Here is an 11,762-nt window from a genome sequence, read left to right on the forward strand (position 1 = left end):
CTTGTCTTTGATTTTCAACGGTCAAAATTAGTTTCAGTCATTCAATGTTTTAAATCATTTGCTACGCAAACAGTAAAACATTTTAACCATGACTTTCAACTTTTTGACACTCGTCTCCAAATCATATGACATTTTCTTCAACCTTTTTAAATACTTAAATTAGTTGTCACTCTTAGCTTGTCGAAGAATCTCTACCTCAACCACAATTTTATGTTTTACGCTTTTGTTACTTGCTGTCACATAAAGTAATCTTCGTTCTTAGAAAAAGAAAGTTGTATCGAAATGTCTTTTCTTTAATAACTCTTTTTTCTTCTATCAAATTGTATGATTTTGTTTCATAAAAAAATCCCCTTAATGAATTTAAGAGGATTTAATATTATTATTTGGATGAAATTATTTTCCAAAAACTGCGTTCACTTTTGCTGCAATTCGTTCACGTTCTGCATCTGTAAGATTAGAACCAGAAGGCAAACATAATCCGTTTTCGAATAATTCTTCTGCTACTGTTCCTCCATAATAAGGCGAATCAGCAAAAACAGGTTGTAGATGCATTGGTTTCCATAAAGGACGAGATTCGATCTCATCTTCTAAGAATGCTAAACGTAAATCTTCACGCGTTTTACCGGCTACTTTCGGATCAATTAAAATCGCAGATAACCAATGATTAGAGAAATAATCTGATGTTGGCTCAACAAAAACTGTTACACCGTCAATGTCAGCAAATAACGCTTGGTAGAAGTTGTTCATCGCACGACGAGCGGCAACTCTATCTGCTAAAACTTCCATTTGACCACGTCCAATTCCAGCCGTAATATTACTCATACGGTAATTGTATCCAATATGCGAATGTTGATAATGTGGTGCATTATCACGTGCTTGAGTCGCTAAAAATACCGCTTTATCTTTATCTTCTTTTGTTTGACACACTAATGCTCCTCCTCCAGAAGTGGTAATAATCTTATTCCCATTAAACGATAATGCCCCAAAACGTCCAAATGTACCACAGGCTTTTCCTTTGTATGTAGAACCTAAAGCTTCTGCTGCATCTTCAATCACTGGAATATTGTATTTTTCTGCAACCGCATGTACTTCATCAACTTTATACGGCATTCCGTACAAATGAACTGCTAAAATAGCTTTTGGTGTTTTTCCTTTTGCTATTCTATCTTTGATTGCTTCCTCTAAAGCGATTGGACAAATGTTCCATGTTTCTTTCTCCGAATCAACAAACACAGGTGTTGCTCCTTGATAAGCAATTGGGTTCGCCGTAGCAGAAAATGTCATCGATTGACAAATTACCTCATCGCCCTGTGAAACTCCACATTCAATTAATGCTAAATGAATAGCTGCTGTTCCTGCAGATAAAGCTGCAACTTTAACGTCTGCATTTAAAAAGTTTTCTAAATCTTCTTCAAATCCATTAACATTTGGACCAAGTGGAGCAACCCAGTTAGAATCAAATGCTTCGTGAATATATTTCAACTCATTTCCTCCCATATGTGGAGAGGAAAGCCATATTTTATTTGCCATTTTTATAGTTGTTTTTGCTCTGCAAATTTAGAGTAAAAGAATCAATTTTAATCAGATTTAACTTTTTACTTTAGCTTATTATTCAAAAAATTAAATTCATCTCTATTCTAACGATTTTTTTTAAAATAGTAAACAACTCATCGTTTTGTTAATATCATTACCAATTAATAAATTGAGCAGGATAATCTGTTTCTATAATATCGGGACGCGTAATAAGATGTTGAATATAACCTCTTGTTCGTTCAAGATCAGTTGGTAATTTATCTGAGGTTGGAGCAATCGCAATCATCACCATGACCCCTTTATCTCTTAGATACGCGATCATTTCTTTTTGTTCCTCTTTTATGGCGGTTCCTACCCATGCAATTACGCGATTAAAAGGGACATTCAGTTGTTCAAAACTCTTAACATCTTTCATGGTATGAAAAGGTTTCATAAACAATACATGATTTAAATGCTTGGCGTAATACGCCACCTCCTCATCTTTTCTCAATCCCAACACCACATTTGGATAAGGATTTTCTTTCAAAAACTTTACATAGGTTGCATACGGAACACCTTTATTATCTAACTGAAAAATAGTTTTTCCTTGACTCCAATCTAAAGCTTCTTTAAGGGTAGGAATTTTAAAATCAGTTAAATTTCCTTCTCGGTCTTTTAACCTTGCATTCTTTATTTCAGCATAGGTATAGTCTTTTACTTTTCCTTTTAAGGTTGTCGTTCGATCGAAAGTATCGTCGTGCATAAGGATCAACACCGAATCTTTTGTTAATTGAGGATCTATCTCAAAAAAAGAAGGCATAATCGACAGTGTTTTTTCAAAAGCTTCAATACTATTTTCTGGATAACCCGGCATCATACCTCCTCTATGTCCTGAGATAATGATTGGTTTTGATTGATCTTGTTTGAAATAAGACTTCAAGTCTTCAAAATTTTTGATATTAACGGTATTTAATTGCGCATTAGCCACAGTAACTGTAGCTAATAGCACAAACCATAAATGTATTTTTTTCATTTCTACTTCTTAAAAACTATAGCGGAAACCTATTTGTATTTGATAAGGATTGAATACATAACTAGTTTTACCTGTATTCGTATTTACATTGTAAACAAAACGCTCATTTGCTGTATCAAAACTCTTAATCGAATAAATATTTTGTTTACCTATTCTAGGCCCTACTCCCCATTCTTTGTTCATTAAGTTAGCGACATTAAAAATATCTACTGCAACTTCAAAACGATGCTTTTCTACGATATTGAATTTTTTAGCCAATCTCAAATCAAATGTTCCTGCAAATCCATTAATTCCTCCATTACGTTCTGCGATTTTACCGAAACTCTTTCGAATATAATCTTTTGTATGCTTTTCAACTTCTGGATTATCTAAAATAGCTTGAATTCCATTTCTTAAATATTCAGGAGTTGAAGCAGCGTTAGGATCATAGATGTATGCCAAATCATTTGAATTTACGAAATCTCCATTCATATTTCCACCTACAGCTAATGAGTAACGAGTTCCACCAATTCCACTAAAACGTACACCTGCTGTCATTCCCCAAAAAGTTGGAGATTGCCCATACACCACTAACTTGTGACGAAAATGTGTATCCGAATAATTCATTTTACTTAAATCTCGAGGATCTTCAGGAACCATTAAGCTTAAGGTTGCTGTATTGGCAACATTTCCATTATAAGACGTATTGTCTTTTGAATCGTTCCACGTATACGATACGGATAGTTGTCCGTCTTTAAAATAACGGTATGTTCCGTCTAACACAATTGCGTATTGGTCTTTTTTACCATCACTAATTAACTCTAAAACTCGACCCAATTCATGTGTTTTACGTCCATTAACCCAATTGGCAGCACCATTTGTAGGGTTAATTGTTGACGCAGGTACATAAACACCTCGGTTTGCTTCTTCTTTTATTCTAAAAAAAGGTTCGTCTACCATATTACGGTCAACGTACATATAGTTGTTACGTGCCCAGTTCGCATAAGCACTAATTCCAACTCTCAATCGGTCGCTAAAAAAATGATTATAAGAGGCGTTTAATTTGTAAACCGTAGGTACTTTCGCATCTTTGCTATTGGCATTAATCGTAATTAGTTTTTCTATATTGGGGTTGTTAAAAAGATCTTTCCCTGGTGCATTTTGAGGGTTTTGTCTATAATCGATGAAATCGGGTGTAGGAACTAAATCGCCTACTATATCTACTGCTGCTACTTTTGTTCCATCAAACAACATGTTGTTAATCATTGAATATGGATTTAATGAAGAGCCAAAAATACCTCCACCAAATTTTACAAAATCTTTTCTATTCTGATTAATATCCCATGTTAATTGGAAACGTGGTTGTAGTTGCCATGTATTAATTTTGTTATCTGTTCTTACACCCAATTGTTTATCTGCAACTTCGTTGTAGTTGGCTGCATTTAAATATTGCATATTTTCGAAACGAATACCAGCCATTAAGTCTACGCCAGGTAAAATTTCTGTTTCCAATTGACCATAAACTGCTGATGATAATTGATTAATAACAGTTGAAGGATCATCTGTTAAGCGAATTTCACGGGCATAGCGATAAGGCGTCATGTTTTTGAAGTTATCCATTCCTGTAAAATAAAAACGACCATTCATTTCACTCCCGTATACATTTTTCATATGATAATAAGAAAAATCCCCTCCTAACGTATACTTAATATTGTTTTTATTAATATATACATTATCAACTAATTGTATCACATTTCCTTTGAACCATTCAGGTGAAAATCGTTGACCTCCTAATTGTATATTCGTATAATGAGTTTTTTCTCCTATTTGAGATCCTACACTTTCTACAATTGCACGCGGAATAGATTGGCTAGGCAATTCACTTGATGGAATAATATTCTGATGCTCAAAAAAATGTTGAACTTTCAGTTCATTAGTAATGTCATTATTAAAATCAGTTCTTAACGATAACATCAAACTGTTGTCTGTTTTTTTTCTATCAATATAGGATTCGTACATATTGATTGAGGTGTTATCCCCTTCAGAAAGTTTATCCATTTCATAGACAAAATTATTACGAAGTGTCAACAAATTTCGCTCATTTAATTGCCAATCAATACGTAAAAATGCGGCATTTGTATCTTTATTTTTATCAAATGCGCCAAATTGAGGATTAGTTGACACCCCATATTTGTCTCTTGCGATAGATAAAAATTGATCTAATGTTGATTGCGTTACGTTATACAGTGCTTCATCACTTGGGTTATTAATATTGGCAATCATCAATGGACGCTTATCCACTTGTCTGTCCCAAGCGACAAAGAAATGAGCTTTATCTTTCTTTATTGGTCCACCTAAAGAAAAGCCATATTGATAAGTTGAGAATTCGTTGTCTCTTTTGTTTCCACGAATGTCGTATGGACTCGATAGCCAATCGGCGCGTCCATAAAGAAAAGCACTTCCTTCTAATTTATTCGTTCCTGATTTTGTTACAGTGCTTATCGTTCCACCACCAGCACGTCCATTGGTCACATCATATTCATTGGTAACTACTTTAAACTCTCGAATGGCTTCCATTGAAATTGAATAAGAAGAAGAGGTAGAACCTCCAGCTATTGTTCCACGATTAGACATTCCGTCTATCGTATAATCTACCGAAGATGCTAATTGTCCACCAATACTAGAACCATTACTTAAAGGAGAAAGATCAATTAACGAGGTAAAGTTTCGTCCATTTACAGGTAATGTTTGCAAATCTTTTGCCGATACAGAAGTTGAAGCACCGACTTGTTTGATTGAACTTTTTAACGTTTGTCCATTAACAACTACTTCTGATAAATCTGTTGTGCCGTTCGAAAATTTGAATGGGACCCAAATCAAATCACCTTGATTAAGACTATACCCTGTTAACACCTCATCTTCATGATCATCAGAACGGATTGTAATGGTATAAGGGGAACCCAAAGGCAACTGCTTGAGGTTGTATTCTCCTTTTTCATTTGTTTTTGTGGAAGTGGTAAAACCTGTTGATTCGTTTTTGACGATTACAGTTACTTGTGGCAAGTCATATCCTTCATTATCGGTTATCTTTCCAGCAATTCCTGCTAAATCACCTTGTCCGTAGACTGCTGTTGAAGCCCCTATCGTAAAGACTACTGCTGATAATTGAAATAAATTGAGTTTCATGTATGTTTATTTGAAGCCCAAAATTATTGTACACTAAACAATAAGAGGTTAACTAAAATTTAAGAGATCTTTAATAAATCTTATTATTAAGGTTAATTCAATCTTTCTTTTTCATTTTTTATTCATCGCTTATCTATTTTAATTATCGGTATTCATATGCCCTTCGGGGAAACTCATCCAAAAAACATTTGAAATTAAAAGGAGGAGCCACGGCGTGCTCAGGTAATACTTATTTCGTACTTTCATTTTTATATTCATTACTTATCTATTTTTATTGTCGGTATTCATATGCCCTTCGGGGAAACTCATCTAAAAAAACATTTGAAATTAAAAGGAGGAGCCATGGTATGGCTCAGGTAATTCAACTAAATAAATTATTCCCATAAAGTTGGCAACTCGCTTCTCTCAAACACTCCAACTTTTTAATTTCAATAATTTAGAGTTGAATTACATTTCGATTCTAAATCGTCGGATTTTTTTAATCCCTTTTTCAATATTCAAATCCACTTTCAACAAAGAATTTATAAACTGTCATTGCTGAAAAGTCGAGCGTCAATTCGGCGTAAAGAGCGTTAAAAATGATTTATGTTCGCATTTCATATGCGAATGTTCTAAAGCATTTAGCGAATAGCCGTTATTGACCGACTTGTAAGCATAGACTTGATTTTTTTGGTTCGTTTTTTCATCAAGGAAAAAATGAATGTAAAATACTTTCTGTCACTTTTTTTATTCATTACTTATGTATTTTTATTGTCGGTATTCATATGCCCTTCGGGGAAACTCATCTAAAAAAACATTTGAAATTAAAAATTTGAGATTAAGAGGAGGAGCCATAATATGGCTCAGGTAATATTTATTTCTTACTTTCATTTTTTTATTCATTACTTATCTATTTTTATTATCGGTATTCATATGCCCTTCGGGGAAACTCATCTAAAAAACATTTGAAATTAAAAGGAGAAGCCATAGTATGGCTTAGGTAATTCAACTAAATAAATTATTTCCATAAAGTTGGCAACTCGCTCCACTCAAACACTCCAACTTTTTTTATTCCAATAATTTAGAGTTGAATTGCATTTCGATTCTAAATCGTCGGATTTTTCTAATTCCTATTTAAACATTCAAATCCACGTTTTATAACATTTGAAATTAAAAATTCTTTAATGTCACTTTTTACTTGACTAAAAAGTAACCAAAAAGTCAAGGCCGTAAACCTCTCTACTAAAAATGTTCTCATTCCACTAAAGATTTTAAAAACCCTACGGGCTAAAACCTTTTAAACGCTCCATTCAAACATTTTCTTAACGTGAGAGTTTTAATGCCGGTTTTTCATCCTTTTTCAATATTCAAATTCATTTTTAAAAACAGATTTTGTCATTCTGGGCTTGTATCAGAATCTCATCTTGTTGGTATTCTTAGCTTGTCGAAAAAGCTCTTCCTTTCATTTTTTTATTCATTACTTATCTATTTTTATTGTCGGTATTCATATGCCCTTCGGGGAACAGTCAAAAAAACTAACGAAAAAAGACTTAATTGTAGAGTTGACATACGATTTGCAGACGAGCTTCAATCTATTAAAGTAAATGTAAAAAATCAGGAATGAAAATGAACATTAAAATTTCTTGAAGAATCTTTCTGTCACTTTTTTTCGTCAAAAAAACTAACGAAAAAAGACTTGTCTTTGATTTTCAACGGTCAAAATTAGTTTCAGTCATTCAATGTTTTAAATCATTTGCTACGCAAACAGTAAAACATTTTAACCATGACTTTCAACTTTTTGACACTCGTCTCCAAATCATATGACATTTTCTTCAGCCTTTTTCAATACTTAAATTCGTTGTCACTCTTAGCTTGTCGAAGAATCTTAACCTCATCCACTTCTAACAACCAATTTTAGAGCCGACATACGATTTGCAGACGAGCTACAATCTATTGAAACGAACGTAAAAAAATCAGGAATGAAGATGAACATTAATACTTCTTGAAGAATCTTTCTGTCACTTTTTTTATTCATTACTTATCTATTTTTATTGTCGGTATTCATATGCCCTACGGGAAAGTTCATCAAAAAAAACATTTGAAATTAAAAGGAGGAGCCATGGTATGGCTCAGGTATTTTAAATAAATTATTTCCATAAAGTTGGCAACTCGCTCCACTCAAACACTCCAACTTTTTTTATTCCAATAATTTAGAGTTGAATTGCATTTCGATTCTAAATCGTCGGATTTTTCTAATTCTTTTTCAATATTCAAATTCCTTGTCATTCAGAACTTTCAAAGAATCTCATATCTAATTGTTCATAAAAACATTTTACATCGTAAATCCCATATCAAAAACCTTTTAAAAATATCATACTGCCACCCTACTGCCACTATGTTGCCTTCATCCTGCCTTTATCTTGCCTTTATCCTGCCTTTATCTTGGGACTATCTAAGGAGTTTCAATAAAACCTAAAAATCCCCCTTTGTATATGTTTTTCACATTTGATGAGCGTTTACAATCACCTCACCCTACGGGTGTACAAATCACCCTCCAAAATTATGGTTTAAGCTGTTATAAGCTCAATACCTGCTTTATCAGCTTTGTATTTTATTTTATTTATGAGCTCATAATAGCTCCAGTTTCTTAAGACAAATCTTTCTTCTTTGGCAATTTGTATTTTTTCTTCTTGATCTACAATAACTATCGTTCCTGCTTTTTTTTCAACGCAAAAATCAATTAACATTCTACTGTAGACATGTAGCCGATGATGAACATACTTACTCTCTGTATTTTTTAATTTTTTTGCTATTTTTAATTTTCTTGCTTTTCCTTTCCCTCCTTTGCAAAAAGGCACTCCTTCTAAAATTCTTTTACGAGAAGCTTGTATGGCTAATCTTCTATATAAAAATTCTTCTTTGCTACCAATGGTAAGCTGAGATCTACCTATTTTTACAACCAACGGATATTCTAATGACAAAGAAACTTCTGCAATAATATCTGGTTGTAATTGATTTTTTTCTTTTTCAATTTCTACAGTGAATACCCAAAATATTTTATTTTTTTCTAATTTAATATGCGATCTACAAATTCTAATTTCTTTGCTTACTATTTGCTCCAATAACTTATGATTATCAATATAATCTCTTCCAAGATACGTTTTAAAAGGTATTTTATAAAGTTTAAAATAAATGTCTTTTTTCTCTGTATCATTCGAGAATTTAGTTATCCTGTCTATATTAAAAGGAATTGCTATATCCCGTTTAAAAATTTTTAATGAAAGTTCCCCTTTCCAATACCTGACACAATCTTTCTTGAAAGATAGGTATAAGGTATTCATCAAACTAGACAATATATACATCGGAACTTCGTCCTTAAAACGTTTTGAGAGCACACGATAAATGGTATTCATACGAGAACATTCTAGTATTCCATCTTCATCTTTATTTTCATCTACTAATTTATATTTGATTCCTTCAGAGAAATAAAAAAAATCTTTCACCATTTCTTGCACATACAAATGAGAAACAATCAAATTAGCCGCTATAAAACATCTATTTTGCCATTTATAAAGCGTACTCAAAACTTCTTTTCGTTCTTCTTGGGTTGGTAAATCAGCAATTAACTGTATTTTACGTGTTAAAAAGATTGTAGAATTTTCCATATTTAGTTATTTAGGGGTTTAAACTTGTTTTGTTGAGTCAATTTATAAGCGACTACAAATTCATTGTGCACTTCTTTCTGAGAAAGTTCTAATGTCTTGGCAATTGTTGTAAACGATTGTTTCTTTTCGAATCGAAGCTTTAAAATCAACGATTGCTTTTCGGTCATTTGATCTTGTTCCTTTACCTCAGAAACAATTTCCTTTTTAGACACAAATATATCATGACTATTAATCAGGCTCTTAACATCCTCTATTGCACTTTTAATCTCCTTACTCGTTTCTGAAACTCTTTTTCCCATTGCATTGGCAATTGCTTTATATCTAAATCCATATTTCAAGCAGAGTTCAATCAAATGTTTTCTTTCAGCGCTTAATAGGGGTAATATTTTTCTAATTTCTTCATAATGTTCGTCATGTATTACTTTATCCCTTATGTTTTCTGCAACTTCTAACGGATCGTATCCAGTCAAATAGATATCATAATTCTCGTAACTCTCTAATGAATGCACTGACCTAAAAAATTTGTTTTTAGAACTTCTATAATGCGAATAACAACTTTGTTTCAAAACAAGTCGCGTGAAATAAAAGATATGTTCAGGTCTTTCTATGTTATCTCGATATTCCCATAATCTAAGGAAAGCATCTTGTACCAAACATTCTACAACAAATTCATCTGTAATTATTTGTTTACCAATCCAAAAAAGTAACCTTTTATGTCGTACATAAATTTTTTCTAAGGCTTTTGGATCGCCTTTTTTCAGTAATTCATATTCTTTTTCTAGCATAATAAAGGTGGTTTTTTATTAAGTTTTACGTTCTACGGTTAACGTTTTACGTTTTTACATAGTTTTTAATTCAACATTAGTTTTAAAAGCCACTCCTTTTCCTGTACATCGCGCCAACTTTGTTTTGGGGAAAGGGGTTTTTATTTTTACGTTTGACGTGATACGCTTAACGTTTTACATTTTTTTTCTTATTAATATTCAAATTCATTTTTATCAACAAATTTTGTCATTCTGAGCTTGTCTCAGAATCGCATCCAATATGTCATTTCGAGGTATCGAGAAATCTTTTTTCATTTTTTGAGCGCAAAAAACGAAACAAAAAACGCTTGTCTTTGATTTTCGACGGTCAAAATAAGTTTCAGCCATTCAATATTTTAAATCATTTGCTGCGCAAACAGTAAAATATTTTAACCATTTACTTCAACTTTTTGACACTCGCCTCCAAATCATATGACATTTTTTTAATCCTTTTCTCTAAGTTCAAATTCGTTATCATTTCGATTCTAAATCGTCGGATTTTTAACTCTTTTTTCAATACTCAAATCCATTTATAACAACGAATTCTAAACTCGTCATTGCTGAAAAGTCGAGTGTCAATTCGGCGTAAAGAGCGTTAAAAATGATTTATGTTCGCATTTCATATGCGAATGATTTAAAGCATTTAGCGAGTAGCCATTATTGACCGACTTGTATGCACAGACTTGATTTTTTGATTACTTTTTGATCAAGCAAAAAGTAATGAATAAAAAATGAACTACTATTTATCTCCATATTATCGTAACTATGTTCAGAACCTCATCCTAAATCTGAATACATAATACTTTGTACATAACACAATTCTCTCAACCCACAAATTCCCCTTGGACAGTTTTAAAAAATACATTAATAAATGAAATAAAATTTAACACTAATACATTCTATGAAAATCATTAACACTCTTATAAGTTGTCTTTGGGGAATAAAATGTGAGTCTTTATTGTTTAATAATTTTCTTCTCTCCCACTAGTATATTCGCCAATAAGGGTCGAAGTTTTTACCATGTCAGTCATGGTTTTTCTTTGTGTATACCCAAGGGATAGCACAAAATAGTTATTGAAGCGCAACACAAGATTGCCTACTAATTTTAAAGTAAAATATTCACATAATTTTACATCGTTTTATAATTCAACATTTTTTTTAAAAGCCACTCCTTTTCCTGTACATCGCGCCAACTTTGTTTTTGGGAAAGGTTTTTTTTTTTTTTTACGTTCTACGTTATTTTTTAACCACAATAGAAACATAGTTTTTTATTAAGTTTTACTTTCTACATTTTACAGTTTTTGTCATTCAGAGCCTGTCGAAGAATCTATCAGTCACTTTTTTTAGAGATTGTATAGTTCAGTAAACTGAAACATAGTGATCTCCTAACTATGTTTAATAGATTTATCTTCTTTATTGCTCTTTTATTTTTTACATCCAGTTCTATGTACCTATGTGGTGAATATTATTTTCTACCATTCTAAACATGGGCACTGAGGCACTCGAAGTGCAGAATCTTTCTATTTTTTTTCTTCTAACTTTTACCTTAATGCAAAAGTTACAAAACATCAAGTCTTTGATTTTCGACGGTCAAAATAAGTTTCA

At 32.3% G+C, this 11,762-nt stretch carries 5 protein-coding genes; all 5 read right to left on the reverse strand.

Annotated elements, in window-relative coordinates:
• Nucleotides 1-393: 393 nt before the first annotated feature.
• Nucleotides 394-1,530 carry a DegT/DnrJ/EryC1/StrS family aminotransferase gene (locus HX088_RS13070; protein WP_286484381.1) on the reverse strand — a complete coding sequence of 379 codons (1,137 nt, stop codon included), beginning with the start codon at nt 1,528-1,530 and terminating at the stop codon, nt 394-396.
• A 157-nt stretch (nt 1,531-1,687) separates the two neighbouring features.
• Nucleotides 1,688-2,545: a glycerophosphodiester phosphodiesterase family protein gene (locus HX088_RS13075; protein ID WP_225541894.1), complete on the reverse strand. Its 858-nt coding sequence runs from the start codon at nt 2,543-2,545 to the stop codon at nt 1,688-1,690.
• A 9-nt stretch (nt 2,546-2,554) separates the two neighbouring features.
• Nucleotides 2,555-5,710: a TonB-dependent receptor gene (locus HX088_RS13080; RefSeq protein WP_286484382.1), complete on the reverse strand. Its 3,156-nt coding sequence runs from the start codon at nt 5,708-5,710 to the stop codon at nt 2,555-2,557.
• A 2,546-nt stretch (nt 5,711-8,256) separates the two neighbouring features.
• Nucleotides 8,257-9,354 (reverse strand): hypothetical protein, encoded by a 1,098-nt coding sequence (locus tag HX088_RS13085; protein ID WP_225539582.1) that lies wholly within the window; start codon nt 9,352-9,354, stop codon nt 8,257-8,259.
• Between the two features lie 2 nt (nt 9,355-9,356).
• Nucleotides 9,357-10,139: an RNA polymerase sigma factor gene (locus tag HX088_RS13090; RefSeq protein ID WP_286484383.1), complete on the reverse strand. Its 783-nt coding sequence runs from the start codon at nt 10,137-10,139 to the stop codon at nt 9,357-9,359.
• Nucleotides 10,140-11,762: the final 1,623 nt, after the last annotated feature.

The sequence above is a fragment of the Empedobacter sp. 225-1 genome, assembly GCF_030328185.1.
GTDB classification, from domain to species: Bacteria; Bacteroidota; Bacteroidia; order Flavobacteriales; family Weeksellaceae; genus Empedobacter; species Empedobacter stercoris.

What these genes read in the sequence shown, in the direction of transcription:
- HX088_RS13075 (WP_225541894.1), bottom strand. Translation starts at nt 2,545, where the DNA reads ATGAAAAAAATACATTTATGGTTTGTGCTATTAGCTACAGTTACTGTG.
- HX088_RS13070 (WP_286484381.1), bottom strand. Translation starts at nt 1,530, where the DNA reads ATGGCAAATAAAATATGGCTTTCCTCTCCACATATGGGAGGAAATGAG.
- HX088_RS13080 (WP_286484382.1), bottom strand. Translation starts at nt 5,710, where the DNA reads ATGAAACTCAATTTATTTCAATTATCAGCAGTAGTCTTTACGATAGGG.
- HX088_RS13085 (WP_225539582.1), bottom strand. Translation starts at nt 9,354, where the DNA reads ATGGAAAATTCTACAATCTTTTTAACACGTAAAATACAGTTAATTGCT.
- HX088_RS13090 (WP_286484383.1), bottom strand. Translation starts at nt 10,139, where the DNA reads ATGCTAGAAAAAGAATATGAATTACTGAAAAAAGGCGATCCAAAAGCC.